We start from the raw sequence: 16,000 nt of genomic DNA on the forward strand, positions 1-16,000 counted from the left end.
CGATCGAAAGAGCCGAGTATGAGGCACCTGCGAGAAGCGATGCGCAGTCTTCACCAACCGCCAAAACGGCCTCTCACAGCCCATGCAGATAGTGCGCGATATCCTGCCAGTTGGGGTTCATCGCCTCGATCAGGTTGAGCTTCCACTGGCGCGGCCATTTCTTGATGGTCTTTTCGCGGGTGATCGCCGTCGTTACCAGATCATACTCCTCGAACCACACCAGCGTCTTGACGCCGTAGCGGCTGGTAAAGCCCTTGGTGAGTTCGTTCTGATGCTCGAACAACCGGCCCGGCAGATCGCTCGTCACGCCGGTATAGAGCGTGCCGTTGCGCTTTGAGGCAAGGATGTAGACGTAGCCTTTCATGGCGGGAAAGGTGCGGCATGGGCGGCGGGCTGGCAAGGGGGCTGGGTGGTCGTTGTTTGAGGGATGGTGGTTGGCGGCGGCATCATCGAGAGGCTGCGGGCCGCTTTCGGAGGATGCGGTTTGCACGCGGCAGCCTCCCCATCCTCCGTCATGCCTGTGCTTGTCACAGGCATCCAGCCACCGCGCGTCCGCGCGGTGAGGGGGCTTTCATATCGCGGAGAGGAAAGGAGTCTTTCGCGCCGCAGACGCGGCGCACTGGATTCCTGTGACGAGCACAGGAATGACGGAGGAGGGGTGGGAGCCGCACTTGCCATCACAATTGCTATTCATCCTGCTCGATATCGATAAATGAAAGCTTGTCTCCTTTTCCGGATTTTGCCCGGACGACAACTTGTTGATTGACCATGGGGCCGATTAAGTCGTCCACCGTCTCTCCAACTCCAGAGACCCGAATATTTTGCCCATCGACAATTACTTCAAGCCAATCGTTCTCAAGATGAAGTGCACGCAGTGTGCCTCTAATTGTTGTCTCCTGCTCGCCAACTTTTCCATTGGAGGCGGCAACTGGCCGAAGCGTATCCGAAATTTGTTTTCGGGAACTGGCAGAAAGTAAAACCGACGTCGCTTCCGTCGTTCCCCTTATCTCCAGTTCCTTGAAGGACTTTCCTGTGGGCGCTAAGTTCCTCGTCAGTTTAAGAAAAGTTTTTCTATAGTCTGAAGATGGAACGACACTTTCCAAAACCTCTGCCGACTCGTTGGATGCCCCGCGCAAAATTGATAAAAAAGTTTCCGTCAGAATTTCAGGTTCGGGATCATCTGTTGAAAACATTTCGTGCTGCTGTGGTCTTTGGACGGCTACAATAAACTGATAGCTTCCGGGTACCGATTGAAAAAGCCAAGGTCGGTATTTTTCCTGAATTTCCTTTGATGGCGGTCCTTTTATGCGCAAGGGTACCGATTTTAGAAATTCGGCAGTTCGATAGAAAAGATTCTGTACTATTTGAACTCTGCCCAGAATGAGATCGAGCGGCGCTCCACCCGTAACGACTTCACCACCGCGAACGGACACGACAACTTGCCCGGGAGCAAATGCAATGCCGGCATATTCTTGAGCTTTCTCATTCCAGATTGCTTGCAGGAGGCCTCTAAGTTCAATCTGTGCAAAGGGAGGTAAAGATTGCATTGATAGTGCTTGGTGAGCAAATCGTTCCGCTTTTGAAAAGCAACGAGCCTTGTACCATAGTGCCGTTGCACTAATCGCAGTGATGCCCAGAGTGCGTGGCTTGTCTTCTGATAGGACAGAAAACGCGATGGCTTCTTGTTCTGCTGCCTCACCGAAAAGACTAACGGCCAGATTATTGTCACCTTTTCTCAGAGCCTCGTGAGCAGCGACCGCAAATTGTTCACTCTGACGATGAGATTCTACCCAGTTCATGATGTCTCACTCACATCATCAGCCATGATCTGGAGCGATGCGAAACCGACGACACATGCAATTGCTGGTAAGTTAGAGTTGCCTGCAACGGCCTGAGTCAATTTTTGTTTTAGGCGAGTCTTAATCATGCTAATATTGCCGGTATCAACACCGGATACCTCCAATCTAAAGCTCTCTTCCAAATCTAATATTTGTGCATCCGGAGAGCCGATGTAGTAATCGGCTCCGGTTCTGGTTTCTGCACGCCTAACCGCAACCAGTCCTCGAGAATGCTCAACTGCAGCCAATGCGAGCGCGTACGCACCGTCTTCGGTAGCATCTGTCGTATTGTTCCACGCGCTCTTAGTTCGCGCGTCCACCGCAGGCCACATTGCCCCGGCTTCGGTAGACTCGGATCTATCGATGAGCTGAAATGTTACCGGCGAGGAGTGATGACGGTCCAAGCAAACACGAGCCGCTTCTCCATACCCATGAGCGATCGCTTTAGTTACTCCGATATGTCTTTCACTCAAATCCAGGAAATTTAGCTCGGACATTTTCACCCCGCATAGTGCATGTGTGTATCGCAAAGGCATAGCAACATGATGTACATCACTGCAATCCTACAGGGGTGAAAATACTGCTTTCCCGTTTAAGCTGAGGCGGCCTAAGCCGCCTCCCTCTTCCCATAGGGGTCGAAGCGGCCGTAGAAGGTCTCGTTCTTGGCGGCCATGTCCTTGAGCAGCGGCGTCGGCTGGAAATGCTCGCCGTAAGTCGCGGCTAACTTCTCGCAGAGCGCCACGAAGGTTTTGACGCCCATGCCGTCGATATAGCTCAGCGTGCCGCCGGTATAAGGCGCAAAGCCGAAGCCGAGGATGGAGCCGACATCGGCTTCGCGCGGGTCGGTGACGATGCCTTCTTCGATGGTGCGGGCCGCTTCCAAGGCGATGGTGACGAGGAAGCGCTGCTTGATCGTCTCGACGTCGAAGCTTTCGGCCGGCTTTTGCGGGTAGAGGTCTTTCAGGCCCGGCCAGAGAGACTTCTTGGCGGGCTTGGCCGGGTAATCGTAAAAGCCCTTGCCGTTCTTGCGGCCGCGGCGGTCGAGGTCGTCGACCAGTTTGTTGATCAGCGTCATGTGGCGTGGATCGACGGAGGCTTCGCCGAGATCGGCGATCGAGGCCTTGAGGATCTTCTGGGACAGGTCGATCGCCACTTCGTCGTTGAGCGACAGCGGACCGACCGGCATGCCGGCCATCTTGGCGATGTTCTCGATCATCGCCGCCGGCACGCCTTCGATGAGCATGTCATAGGCTTCGTGGATATAGCGGAAGACGCAGCGGTTGACATAGAAGCCGCGCGTGTCGTTGACGACGATCGGCGTCTTCTTGATCGCAGCGACGAAATCGAGCGCGGTGGCGAGCGCCACGTCGCCGGTTTCCTTGCCGAGAATGACTTCCGTCAGCATCATCTTCTCGACCGGCGAGAAGAAATGGATGCCGATGAACTGGTCCGGGCGCCTGGAATTTTTCGCAAGGCCGGTGATCGGCAGGGTGGAGGTGTTGGAAGCGAAGATGGCGTCTTCGGAAAGCACCGCTTCGACCTTTTCGATGACGTCCTTCTTGACCTGGCGGTCTTCGAACACGGCCTCGACGACGAGCTTGACGTTTTTCAGGTCGTTGTAATCGGCCGATGGCGTGATGCGGGCGAGAAGGGCCACCGCCTCGTCCTGCGTCAGGCGTCCCTTACCGATGGAATCCTTGACCAGGCCTTCCGAATGGGCCTTGCCTTTCGTTGCGGCTTCGATGTCGCGGTCGATCAGGGTGACCGCGATGCCGGCGGCAGCGGCGACGTAGGCGATCGATGCGCCCATGAAGCCGGCGCCGACGACGCCGATCTGCTTGAGATCCGACTTCGGAATACCGGCCGGGCGGCGGGCGCCCTTGCCGAGTTCCTGCATCGAGATGAACAGCGAGCGGATCATTGAGAAGGCTTCGGTGGTCTGCAGGATCTCGGTGAAATAGCGCTGCTCGATCTTAAGCCCGGTATCGAAGGGAACCTGCAGGCCTTCATAGACGCATTTGAGGATGGCAAGGCCGCCCGGATAATTGCCGGAGGTTTCGCGGCGCAGGATCGCCGACGCTGCCGGCCAGAGCTGTGCTGCAGCCGGTGTCCAGATGCCGCCTCCGGGAACTTTGTAGCCCTTTTCGTCCCAGGGCTGGACGGGCTTCAGGCCATTCTTGATCATCGCCTTGGCGGCATTGATCAGCTCGGCGGGCTCGGCGATCTCGTGGATCAGGCCCATGGCCTTGGCGCGCTGCGGCGTCAGCGACGAGCCGGTGGTCATCATCTGCAGGGCGTCCTGCGCATTGGTGAGCCGCGGAACGCGCTGCGTGCCGCCAGCGCCCGGGAAGATGCCGACCTTGACCTCGGGAAGGGCAAGCTTCACCGACTTGGAATTGGCGGCAACGCGGCCGTGGCAGGCGAGCGACATTTCAAAGGCGCCGCCCATGCAGGTGCCGTTGATGGCGGAGACCCACGGCTTGCCGCAGGTTTCGAGCTTGCGGAACAGGCCGGTCATCTGGCCGGTCAGCTCGAACAGTTTTTGCGCGGCGTTGTCCGGGTCGAGCTTCTTCTGCTCGGCCTGGAACGTGAACATGCCCTTGATCATCGACAGATCGGCGCCGCCGGAAAAGGTCGACTTGCCCGACGTAAAGACGACGCCCTTGACGGCTGCGTCGGCAACGGTCTGATCGACGATGGCGTCGAGTTCCTTCATCACCTCGACGGTGAAGACGTTCATCGACTTGTCGGGCATGTTCCAGGTAACCAGCGCAATGCCGTCGGCGTCGGTTTCGATGGTGAAATTGGTGTAGGTGCTCATGATGGGGTTCTCTCCCTGAAATTCATTGCTGCTCATTCGCCATTCTCGCTTCCGTCATCCTCGGGCTTGACCCGAGGATCCATGCCGCGGGGCCGTGGATGGTCGGGTCAAGCCCGACCATGACGGAGGACTTGGGCTAGACCCGCTCGATAATCGTCGCCGTGCCCATGCCGGCGCCGATGCAGAGCGTGACAAGCGCGGTCTGCAGGCCGCGGCGTTCCAGTTCGTCGAGCACGGTGCCGAGGATCATCGCGCCGGTGGCCCCGAGCGGATGGCCCATGGCGATCGCGCCGCCGTTGACGTTGATCTTGTCATGCGGAATGTAGAAGGCCTGCATGTAGCGCAGTACGACGGCGGCAAAAGCCTCGTTGAGTTCGAACAGGTCGATATCGGCAATGGTCATGCCGGCGCGCTTCAACAGCTTTTCGGTGACATCGACCGGGCCGGTCAGCATCAGCGCCGGATCGGAGCCGATATTGGCGAAATGCTTGATCCGGGCGCGGGGTTTTAGCCCCATGCTCTCGCCGCCGGCCTTGGAACCGACGAGGACTGCGGCCGAGCCATCGACGATGCCGGAGGAATTGCCGGCATGGTGGACGTAGTTGATGCGCTCGATTTCCGGATGCGCCTGGATGCCGACGGCCTCGAAGCCGCCCATCTCGCCGGGCATCTGGAAGGACGGGTTGAGCGAGGCCAGGTTCTGCATCGTCGTCGCCGGACGCATATGCTCGTCCCTGGCGAGGATGGTGATGCCGTTCTGGTCCTTGACCGGGATGACCGACTTGTCGAAATAGCCGCTGTCCCAGGAATGACCGGCGCGCTTCTGGCTTTCGACGGCATAGGCATCGACGTCATCGCGGGAGAAACCGTATTTGGTGGCGATCAGGTCCGCCGAAACGCCTTGCGGCATGAAATAGCCGGGGAAATTGACCGACGGGTCCATGTACCAGGCACCGCCCGACATGCCCATGCCGACGCGTGACATCGATTCCACACCACCGGCAATGACGATGTCATCGGCACCGGCGGCGATCTTGCCGGCGGCGAAATTGACGGCATCGAGGCCCGAGGCGCAGAATCGCGAGATCTGCATGCCGGGCGCCTTGTTGGAATAACCGGCCTCGAAGGCGGCAGCCTTCGGGATCACGGCGCCGGCTTCGAATACCGGATCGACGCAGCCCATGATGATGTCGTCGACGGTGGATGTATCCAGCCCGTTGCGATCGCGCAGCGCCTGCAGCACCTTGGCAGCCAGACGCGGCGTCGGCACTTCGTGCAGCGCTCCATCCTTCTTGCCCCGGCCGCGCGGCGTGCGCACGTGGTCGTAAATGAAGACGTCGGTCATGATTGTTTTCTCCCTATGCAGCGATCATCAGACCGCGCGTCGTCTGTGTCAAATCAGTCGGGCTTCCTCTTCTCCCCCGCGGGAGAAGGTGGCCCACAGGGCCGGATGAGGGGGAGCCAGGACCTCAGCATGTGCCGTAAGACCCCCTCATCGCCTCGCTATGCTCGGCACTTCTCCCCATTGGGGAGAAGAGGTTTTTACTCAAAACGCCGCCGCGTCCAGTGCCATCATCGTGTCGGCGCCGGTTTCGATGCGGGCTTTGCGCAGTGCGGTTTCCGGCATGATGCGTTCCATGAAGAACTTTGCGGTGACTAGCTTGTTCTTCAGGTAGGTCTCGCGATCGCCAGCGCCCTCTGCCAGTTTTTCTTCGGCGGTCTTGGCAATCTTCGCCCACATGTAGCCGAGCACGACGAGGCCGAAGAGGTGCATGTAGTCGGTGGAGCCCGCACCGGCATTGTCGGGCTTGGCCATGGCGTTGCCCATGAACCACATGGTGGCCGCCTGCAGGTCGTTCAAGCCCTTCTTCAGGCTCTTGGTGTAGACAGCCAGTTTTTCGTCGGAGCGGTTTTCCTCGCAGAAGTCGCCGATTTCCTTGAACAGGGCGGTGATCGCGCGGCCACCGTTCAGCGCCAGCTTGCGGCCGACAAGGTCAAGCGCCTGGATGCCGTTGGCGCCTTCGTAGATCATCGCGATACGGGCATCGCGGACATACTGGCTCATGCCGTGTTCTTCGATATAGCCGTGACCACCGAAGACCTGCTGCGCCATGACTGCGTGGTCAAAGCCCTTGTCGGTCAAGACGCCCTTGAGGATCGGCGTCATCAGGCCGAGGATGTCGTCGGCTGCCTGGCGGTCCGCATCGTTGTCGCCGCGATGGGCGATGTCGGATTTGAGCGCCGTCCACAACGTGAAGGCACGCCCCGCTTCGTTGAAGGCCTTGATGGTCATCAACGTGCGGCGCACGTCGGGATGGACGATGATCGGGTCGGCCTTCTTGTCCGGCGATTTGACGCCGGAGAGCGAGCGGCCCTGGATACGGTCGCGCGCATAATTGGCGGCGTTCTGGTAGGCGACTTCGCTGACCGAAAGACCTTGCAGGCCGACGCCGAGGCGGGCCTCGTTCATCATCACGAACATGGCGTTGAGGCCCTTGTTTTCCGTGCCGATGAGATAGCCGACTGCGTCGTCATAGTTCATGACGCAGGTCGAATTGCCGTGGATGCCCATCTTATGTTCGATCGCGCCACAGGAAACGGTGTTGCGGGCGCCGATCGAGCCGTCGGCCTCGACATGGAATTTCGGCACGATGAATAGCGAAATGCCCTTTACGCCTTCCGGCGCGCCCTCGATACGGGCAATCACCAGATGGATGATATTGTCGGCCATGTCGTGTTCGCCGGCGGAGATGAAGATCTTCTGGCCGGAAATCTGGTAGGAGCCATCGCCCTGCGGCACGGCCTTGGAACGGAGCAGGCCGAGATCGGTGCCGCAATGGGGCTCTGTCAGGTTCATGGTGCCGGTCCATTCGCCCGCCACCATCTTCGGCAGATAGGTTGCCTTCTGCGCATCGGTGCCGTGGACGAGGATGGCAGCGATGGCACCCTGGGTGAGGCCCGGATACATGGTCAGCGCCATGTTGGCGGACGACATGTATTCGCCGATTGCCGTGTGCAGCGTGTAGGGCAGGCCCTGGCCGCCGAATTCTTCGGGAACCGACAGCCCGAGCCAGCCGCCTTCGCGGTACTGGTCGAAGGCCTGCTTAAAACCCTTTGGCGTGGTGACTGTCGCATCGTCGTTGCGCTTGCAGCCTTCCTGATCGCCCGAAAGGTTGACCGGAAACAGCACTTCCTCGGCAAGCTTGGCCGCTTCGCCAACGATCGCTTGGATCATGTCGGGTGTGGCATCGGCAAAGCCGGGAAGATTGTTGTAGCGCTCGATGCCGAGAACGTCGTTGAGAATGAAAAGCGTGTCTTCGACCGGGGCCTTATAGCTGGGCATGTCTCGTGTTCCTCACCTGTAACCGTGTCACGGGGCGGCGTCTCCTAGGTCGCTCCATGTGATTTACCGCATGCTACAAAACTTTGACGTGCGCGTAAACGTCAAAGTTTGCGGGGTGGCAAAATTTGATCGCTCACCTCATCCGGCGGACCGGATGTGCCGAAACTGTCGTGCGGAAGCCTCCCAAAGCCAGCATGCGCGCAAATCGTTAAAAAATTTTCAGTCAGGTTAACGGGTTATTTACCACGTTTCGTGAAAGTGCGTGTTGAGATGGTCACAGTTGCAATAGTTTTGTCTTCGCGTCGTTGCAGCTCTGTCCGGATCGGTACCGGAACTCCCGGAAGGCGGGGATTTGCCTTTCTGAAGCCCGGATTCCGATCAAGGCCGATGAAAGAGGCGAAGAACGATGAACGGATCGCGATCAAACACTCCACGTCCGGGCGCCCAGCCTTATGGCGACAGGTCGTCCCTCGACGCGCTGAACCGCACGATCGAAGGCTTGGAAGCGCGCATCGAAGGATTGATGGGAACGGCGGGGCGTGATCAGCGCGGTCGCGTTCCGGCCGAACGCGATGGCCAGGTGGCTGTTCCTGACCCGGTGACGGAAATCATGCAGCGGCAGCGGACACTGACGGCGACGCGCGAACGCGACACCGTTCGCGACCGTGAAGCCATTCGCGATCGCATCCAGTCCCGCCCGGAACCGCGCGCCTATGAGGAGCGTAGCGTTCCTTCGTTCCAGGCTCCCGCATTTCAGGCACCCGTGCAGCCCCGCCGCGAGTTGCCCGTGGCACCGGCACCCCTCAGCGAACAGCTACGCAACGACACCTATCGCAGCGAGCCGTTCCGTCGCGAGCCGATCCGCCAGGAAAGCCTGCGCCCAGAGAGCCTACGCCCGGAAACCATTCGCCAGCAGCCGGCCCAACGCCCGGAACCTGTTCGCAGCGAGCCATTGCGCTCGGAACAATACCGTAGCGAACCACAGCGTCCGGATCCGGCCATGGCCGAAATTGCGCAGGCACTGGTCGGTCTTCGCCAGGAATTGAAGAAAGACATTGCCGACGGCCTGTCGCGCGAGATGACCACGTTGCGCGCCGAAATTCGCGGTATCACCGCCGATGCGGCGCAGGACCAGACGATGGCGGAAGATATTCGCGGCGATCTGCTGCGCCTGTCCGATAGCATCAACCAGCTCGGCCGGCAGGCATCGCCGTCGCAGGCCGATGCCCTAAAGGTCGAGTTTGACGAGCTGCGCGTCATGATCGATGGCCTTGCCCGCGAAGACAGCGTCCACCGCATGGAAGCGCGCTGGACCGGCGTCGAAGACCGGATGAATGCGTTCGATTCCAACCGCGACGACGAACTGGTGGCGCTGGCCTACCGGCTGGACGAAATCAAGTCGCAGATCGGCTCGATGAACAGCGGCCCAGCCATTCACGCTCTGGAAGACAAGCTGGTTTCGGTTGCGCAGGCGATCGAAATGATCGGCCGTCACATGCAGCCGGACGATCGCCAGATGACATCGCAATTCGCCGATCTGGACGCGCGTCTCGACGAGATCAGCCGCGCCATCGTTGCCAGCGGCCGTACTGCCGTTCCCGATAGTGCCGGGGTGACCCGTGTCGAAGGCCGTCTTGCCGACCTTTCCCGCCAGATCGACAGCCTGCAGCGGCCGGCCGACAATGGCGTCGGTTCCCGCATCGAGGCCCTGACGGCCCGTGTCGAGGAACTGGCCAACGAGGAGGCTGCTGTCCGTCTGGAAGAGCGCCTCGAGCAGCTGTCGCAGATGCTGGAACGGTCGCAGAAGGTGTCGACCCAGCCCGATCTGACCGGCTATCTCTCCGATATTTCCCGCAAGATCGATGCGCTCGACCAGGGCTCTGTCAACGATGCGCTCGCCGAGCGTCTCGACGATCTCGCCCGCCGGATCGACCAGCTGGATATGCCGGCCACGTCCTATGTCGGCGATGCGCGGTTTGACCGGCTCGAAGGCCAGCTGTCCGACATCGCCACCCGCCTGGAAGAAACCCACGCGGCGCCTTACGACGATAGCGAGATCCTGCGCAGCCTGCAGGACCAGATCGCCAACCTGTCGAGCCTCGTCAGCCAGCCGCGCGAAATGGCACCAGCTGTTGTTCCTGCCGAGTTCGAGGGCCGGATGAGCGCGCTTGAGGATTATCTGGCGACCAGCGACGAATATATCATCGAGGCGGCCCGTCAGGCGGCCGAAGCGGTGATGGAAGCCTATTCGAAGAACGGCATGGGCCAATCCGCCGCCGGTAGCACGGACATGGCGGCGATCTCGGCGCTTGCCGACGATCTCAAGGTTCTGGAAGACATGAGCCGCTCGAGCGAGGAGCGCACGGCACGCACGTTCGAAGCGCTGCACGAAACGCTCGTTCATATCGCCGAAAAGCTGGAGCGGCTGGAAGAGCGCGGCCAGGACCAGGATGCGCCGCGCGCCTTCGGTTCGCGCGATCAGGCCCAGATGCCCCGTGCGGTACAGCCGGTTTTCGAGACGCAGGACGATCCCTTCGCCGAAGCTGATTTTGGACGCCGTTACGAAGACCTGAAGCGCGACATGCACGGGTTTGCCGATGAGGCGGAGCCTGCAAGCCCTTCGCGTGAAGAGGTCGCGGAAGCCGTTGCCGTGGTTACCGAGCAGGCGTCCGTGCATCAAAGCGATATCAAGACTGCGCCGCTGCCCGCTGGCAAGCCCAGCCTTCTCGCCGGGATCGCCAAGCGGTTTGCCGGCAAGCGGGCGGAGCCGGTTCGCGCCGTCGAGCGTCAGGTCATCGACCCGACACCGTCGATCGATGCCGCAGATGCCATTGAGCCGGATGTGGCCAACCAGCTGCTGGAGCCGGGTTCCGGCGTTCCGGATGTGAAGAAGATTCTCGAGCGGGTACGCGCCGGCCAGAACGGCCGCACCGCACCGCCGAGCGAAACAGACAAGGCGGACTTCATCGCCGCCGCCCGCCGTGCAGCCCAACAGGCTGCCGAAGAAGTCGATACGATGAACCGTAGCAAGGGCGGTGCCAGTGCCTCGCCGATTGGCGGCGCTCTGTCCCGTCATCGCCGTCCGATCCTGATGGCAGTCGGCGCCGTGCTTCTGGCAATCATGTCCTATCCGCTGGTCAATACGCTGATCCGTGGTGAACAGGCCCCTGTCCAGGCACCGGTCGCTGCCATCGAGCAGCCGGTGGCGAATGAAGTGCCGGTCACTGCGGAAACACCGGCAATGGCAAATGTGGCCCCTGCTACGGAGGCTGCCGATAACGACGTCGAGCCGCTGAGCACGTTGCAGCCGCAGGCCGAAGGGCAGACGTCCGGTCAGACTGAGGGCGTCGAGCCGCAGGCGGTGCAGCCGGAAACCTCGCTGTCCGAGCCCGTTCAGCCGGAAGCAAAATTGCCGGACGCCGTCGCGCAGCCCATGCCGGAAACCGGAGCTGTCAACAACCGGATGCTGTCGCCCGTCATCGAAGGTTCGGAAGCGGCAACAGGCCTGGCTACGGCAAAGGATGATGCCACCACGGCAGCGGCGCAGCCTGCTGCAGGCGACACTTCACTGATCGTTCCCGCCGACATCAAGCCGGAAGCGCTGGCCGAAGCTGCCAGGAAGGGTGATCCGCTCGCCCTGTTCGAAATCGGTGCCGTCTATACCGAAGGCCGTGGCATCAAGGCCGACCTCGTCCAAGCGGCGAAATGGTATCAGCGCGCTGCCGATGCCGGCGTCACGCCTGCCGAATATCGTCTCGCCAGCCTCTATGAAAAGGGCACAGGCGTCAGCCGTGACCTGGTCAAGGCACGCACGCTCTACCAGCAGGCTGCCGAAAAGGGCAATGCCAGCGCCATGCACAATCTTGCCGTCATGCTGGCAAGCGGCGGCGGTGCTGCTCCCGATTTCGCCGGTGCCGGCAAGTGGTTTGCCATGGCCGCCGATCGTGGCATCCGCGACAGCCAGTTCAACCTCGCCATCCTCTATGCCCGCGGCAACGGGGTCAGCCAGGATCTCGAAGAATCCTACAAGTGGTTTTCGATCGCTGCCCGTGACGGCGATGCCGATGCCGGCCAGAAGCGCGATGAGGTCGGCAAGGCTTTGAAGCCCGACCAGCTGAAAAGCGCCAAGGCGAAATTCGATGCGTGGAAGCTGACGCCGCTCGAGCCGGCGGCCAATTCGGTCGATGTGCCGGATACCTGGGTCGGCAAGGGCACGAAGACTGCATCGGTCGACATGAAGAAGGCGCTGCGCAACATTCAGGCGATCCTCAACAACAATGGCTTCGACGCCGGCAAGCCAGATGGCGAGATGGGCCAAAAGACCGTCGCCGCGATCAAGGCCTTCCAGAAATCGATCAACCAGGAGCCGACGGGGCAGATCACCGATGCGCTCGTCAAGGAACTTCTGAAGCGGAACGGCTAAGGCTTTCTGTGTCCATTCGGGCACAGGCCAAGGATTTGGCCGGTCAAGCCTGCGAACGGCGTCTGCGGCCGTAATAATGCCGCAGACCGGCCGGACACAGGGTCGTGCTGGGGTTAGGGTTAAGGCCTGCAAAAGGTTGACAGGCTAGGCCCCGGGGCGCATGACGGAACGACGTTGAATTCGCGATTTTAACAATTGGTTTTCAAGACTGTTTCATTCCTTATCTCCCGTGGTGAATCACTTGCCACTTTGATGTTTTCCGCCCGCCTTGCGGGCTATTGGCATATTTAGAGGTCTGGCCGTGACGGTGTATCTGCCCATTGCAGAGTTGTCGGTGAACATTTTCATCATCCTCGGAATGGGCGCGGCCGTCGGCTTTTTGTCGGGCATGTTCGGTGTCGGCGGTGGCTTCCTGATCACGCCGCTCCTGATCTTCTACAATATCCCGCCTGTCGTTGCCGTCGCCACCGGTGCAAACCAGGTCGTTGCTTCCTCGATCTCTGGTGCCATCACCCATTTCCGCCGTGGTACGATCGATATCAAGCTCGGAACCGTGCTGCTCTGCGGCGGTCTTGTCGGGGCGACGGTCGGTCTGTGGATATTCTCCCTGCTGCGCCGCATCGGCCAGCTCGATCTGGTGATTTCGCTCGCCTATGTGCTTTTGCTCGGCACCGTCGGGTCGTTGATGCTGTGGGAGAGTATCAGAGCTTTGCGCCGGGCCGCCAAGAACGAGACCGTCACACTCAAGCGGCCGGGCCACCACAACTGGGTCCATCGCCTACCGCTGAAGATGCGGTTCAAGAAATCCAAGATCTATCTCAGCGTTATCCCGATCGCAGTGCTGGGCTTTTGCATCGGCATCCTGACGTCGGTCATGGGCGTCGGCGGCGGCTTCATCATGGTGCCGGCGATGATCTATCTCCTGCGCATCCCGACCAATGTTGTTGTCGGTACCTCGCTGTTCCAGATCATCTTCGTGTCGGCCTATACCGTCATCGTCCAGGCCTCGGCCAACTATACCGTCGATATCGTGCTGGCCTTCGTGCTGATGATTGCCGGCGTTATTGGCGCGCAGTACGGCGTGCGGGTGGGGCAGAGGCTGCGCGGCGAGCAGTTGCGCGCACTTCTGGCGCTTCTGGTTCTGGCCGTCGGTATCCGTCTTGCCATCGAGCTGGTGATCCCGCCAAAGGAAGTCTATTCGATCGTATCCGCGGGGCTCGGTTTCTGATGCGGATCGTCTCGCGCCTCTTCTTTGCCGCCCTGCTGTTGTCCGCGCCGCTTGCCGCGCAGGCGGAACCGGTCGACTTCACCGAAAAGCTTGATATCGGCATCTCCACCGACGAGATCGCCATCACCTCGGATTTCCGCGGTGCTGATCTGACGATCTTCGGCGCCATCGACGGTGCCGACCCGGGGCTTCTGGCGCAGGGCAAATATAATATTGTCGTGGCGCTGGAAGGACCGAAGGAAAATACCACGGTGCGCAAGAAGGAGCGCGTCTTCGGCATCTGGATCAATACCAATTCGATGACCTTCGAGATGGTGCCGGAATCCTATTCTCTGTCGAGCACACGCGATATCGAGACGATCGCGCCACCCGGCGATATGAACAATATGGGCATCGGCGTCGATCACATGCCGCTGACGCCGATCGGCTTTGTCGGTGATGGCAGCAACCTCACCGAATTCCGCGATGCGTTCCGGCGGCTGCGCGAAACCACCGGCGTCTACCAGCGCGATCCCGGTGGTGTACAGTTCATCAGCTCCAGCCTGTTCAAGGCCTCGCTGCGTCTGCCGGCCGACGTGCCGAACGGATCGCATATCGTTCGCGCCTATCTGTTCCGCGACGGCCTTTTCGTTGCGGCTAAGGCCTTGGAACTGCGTGTCGTCAAGACCGGCCTGGAGCAGGCGATTACCACTGCGGCGCACCAGCAGCCGTTCCTCTACGGTCTGGTGGCCGTTCTGCTCGCCGTCGTCACCGGCTGGCTGGCCAGCGTCGTCTTCCGCAGGGATTAACCGGATCCGGCTTTGCCTCGTCTTCAAAACAGGCTATTTGCGATCAAAACATCAGGAGACTGAGCCATGAAGCCGATTTTCGTCCAGCTGCAATGCGCCCCGGGTAGGACCTACGAAGTTGCCGACGTGATCTACAAGAAGGAGATCGTCTCGGAGATGTATTCGACCAGCGGCGATTACGATCTGCTAATCAAGGTCTATGTCGACGAAGAGCAGGATATCGGCAAGTTCATCAACGACAACATTGCCACCGTGCCGGGCATCAACCGGTCGCTGACGACGCTGACGTTCAACGCTTTCTAGCCCGCCTGGCAGGCGCCCGCACCGGCCGGGGTCAGGCTTTTACGGCGCGGAAGTGTTAGTCCCCAGTAGATCAGGGCTGTAAGGCTGACGGCACTGCCCAGGATACAGACGCCGGTCCAGCCCGCATGGGCGTAGACTGTCGTCGATGCGATGGCGCCCGTGGCGCTGCCTGCCGAGTAGAACACCATGTAGCCGCCGATAATCCGGCTTTTGGCTTCCGGCCGAATGGCCAGGATCGCACTCTGATTGGTGACATGCACGGCCTGGATCGCCAGATCGAGAAGCACCGTGCCGGCGATCAAGGCGAGGATCGACGTGTGAAGCATGGCGATACCAGCCCAGGAGACGAGCAGCAGACCGAGCGCAATGCCTGTCGTCCAGTTGCCAAAACCCCGGTCCGCCAATCGTCCGGCACCTCCAGCGGCAAGCGCACCGGCAACGCCTGCAAGGCCGAACAGGCCGATGATTGTGTGCGACATCCCATACGGTTCGGCACCGAGCGGCAGTGCCAGCGATGTCCAGAAAATGCTGAAAGCGGCAAAGATCAGGAAGGCCATACCGGCCTTTCTGCGCAGCACCGGCTCTTCGATGAACAGCACTGGGATGGAACGCAGCAGGCTCCAATAGCGCGGCCTTGGTTGGCTTTCGCAGTGATCCGGCAGCACACGGTAAAGCGCGATGGCCATCAGCAGCGTCAGCATTGCCGAGGTCAGATAGACCGATCTCCACCCGCCGATATCCGACAGCACACCCGATATGAAGCGGGCGCAGAGAATGCCGATGACCACGCCGCTGGTGACGATGCCGACGGTCCTGCCGCGCGCTGCCGGGACGGCGAGAACAGCGGCGAAGGCGATCAGCGTCTGAACCAGCACCGACAATAATCCAACCGCGACCATGGCCGCCATGAACAGGCCGCCTGTGGGCGCCAGAGCCGCCGCCGCCAGTGCCACGCAAAGCAGGAGAGATTGTACGGCGATCAGCCGGCGCCGGTCGAGAATGTCGCCAAGCGGCGTGATGAAAATCAGCCCCAGCGCATAACCGATCTGCGTCATGGTCACGACGATGCCGATGGCGGCTGGGCTGATGCCGAAATCGCCTGCCATGGCGCCGAGCAAGGGCTGGGCATAATAGACGTTCGCCACACTCAGGCCGCCCGCCACCGCGAACATCATGGTCATCACGCGGGAAAGCCCGGCCGGGGCATTGCTCGCAGTGTCTGTCACGGCATCTCGCATCAATTTTCCTTTCCACTT

General features: G+C 60.4%; 11 protein-coding genes. 4 read left to right on the forward strand and 7 right to left on the reverse strand.

Annotation, left to right across the window (positions count from 1 at the left end):
* Window positions 1-73: 73 nt before the first annotated feature.
* The 6 genes from ACQY8Q_RS15530 to ACQY8Q_RS15555 all read right to left on the reverse strand — a co-directional run bounded on the left by ACQY8Q_RS15530 (window position 74) and on the right by ACQY8Q_RS15555 (window position 8,002).
* Entirely contained in the window at window positions 74-364 is a 291-nt protein-coding gene (locus ACQY8Q_RS15530; protein ID WP_428429794.1) for a GIY-YIG nuclease family protein, read from the reverse strand.
* 322 nt (window positions 365-686) lie between these two features.
* Window positions 687-1,799 carry a hypothetical protein gene (locus tag ACQY8Q_RS15535; RefSeq protein WP_428427390.1) on the reverse strand — a complete coding sequence of 371 codons (1,113 nt, stop codon included), beginning with the start codon at window positions 1,797-1,799 and terminating at the stop codon, window positions 687-689.
* A complete protein-coding gene (locus ACQY8Q_RS15540) occupies window positions 1,796-2,335 on the reverse strand; it encodes a hypothetical protein (RefSeq protein ID WP_428427391.1) in 540 nt (179 codons plus the stop codon). The genes ACQY8Q_RS15535 and ACQY8Q_RS15540 overlap by 4 nt, the downstream gene beginning before the upstream one ends.
* Window positions 2,336-2,445: 110 nt before the next feature.
* Complete coding sequence (locus ACQY8Q_RS15545) at window positions 2,446-4,659, reverse strand: FAD-dependent oxidoreductase (protein WP_428427392.1); 2,214 nt, start codon at window positions 4,657-4,659, stop codon at window positions 2,446-2,448.
* Window positions 4,660-4,795: 136 nt separating this feature from the next.
* Window positions 4,796-6,004 (reverse strand): acetyl-CoA C-acetyltransferase, encoded by a 1,209-nt coding sequence (locus tag ACQY8Q_RS15550; RefSeq protein WP_428427393.1) that lies wholly within the window; start codon window positions 6,002-6,004, stop codon window positions 4,796-4,798.
* Window positions 6,005-6,205: 201 nt separating this feature from the next.
* Window positions 6,206-8,002, reverse strand: a complete 1,797-nt coding sequence (locus ACQY8Q_RS15555; protein WP_428427394.1) for an acyl-CoA dehydrogenase C-terminal domain-containing protein — start codon at window positions 8,000-8,002, stop codon at window positions 6,206-6,208.
* A gap of 406 nt (window positions 8,003-8,408) precedes the next feature.
* On the opposite strand from ACQY8Q_RS15555, the gene ACQY8Q_RS15560 reads away from it, so the two are divergent.
* The 4 genes from ACQY8Q_RS15560 (at window position 8,409) to ACQY8Q_RS15575 (ending at window position 14,744) form a co-directional block, all read left to right on the forward strand.
* A complete protein-coding gene (locus ACQY8Q_RS15560) occupies window positions 8,409-12,425 on the forward strand; it encodes a peptidoglycan-binding protein (RefSeq protein WP_428427395.1) in 4,017 nt (1,338 codons plus the stop codon).
* Between the two features lie 301 nt (window positions 12,426-12,726).
* On the forward strand, window positions 12,727-13,653 hold the full coding sequence (locus tag ACQY8Q_RS15565; RefSeq protein WP_428427396.1) for a sulfite exporter TauE/SafE family protein: 927 nt from the start codon (window positions 12,727-12,729) through the stop codon (window positions 13,651-13,653).
* Complete coding sequence (locus ACQY8Q_RS15570) at window positions 13,653-14,441, forward strand: TIGR02186 family protein (protein WP_428427397.1); 789 nt, start codon at window positions 13,653-13,655, stop codon at window positions 14,439-14,441. Before ACQY8Q_RS15565 ends, ACQY8Q_RS15570 begins: the two co-directional genes overlap by 1 nt.
* A 66-nt stretch (window positions 14,442-14,507) precedes the next feature.
* Window positions 14,508-14,744 (forward strand): Lrp/AsnC ligand binding domain-containing protein, encoded by a 237-nt coding sequence (locus ACQY8Q_RS15575; protein WP_428427398.1) that lies wholly within the window; start codon window positions 14,508-14,510, stop codon window positions 14,742-14,744.
* On the opposite strand, the gene ACQY8Q_RS15580 is transcribed toward ACQY8Q_RS15575, so the two are convergent.
* Window positions 14,741-15,982 (reverse strand): MFS transporter, encoded by a 1,242-nt coding sequence (locus ACQY8Q_RS15580; RefSeq protein ID WP_428427399.1) that lies wholly within the window; start codon window positions 15,980-15,982, stop codon window positions 14,741-14,743. The genes ACQY8Q_RS15575 and ACQY8Q_RS15580 overlap by 4 nt on opposite strands.
* Window positions 15,983-16,000 lie beyond the last annotated feature (18 nt).

The organism is Pararhizobium sp. (assembly GCF_965279435.1).
GTDB lineage: Bacteria > Pseudomonadota > Alphaproteobacteria > Rhizobiales > Rhizobiaceae > Pararhizobium.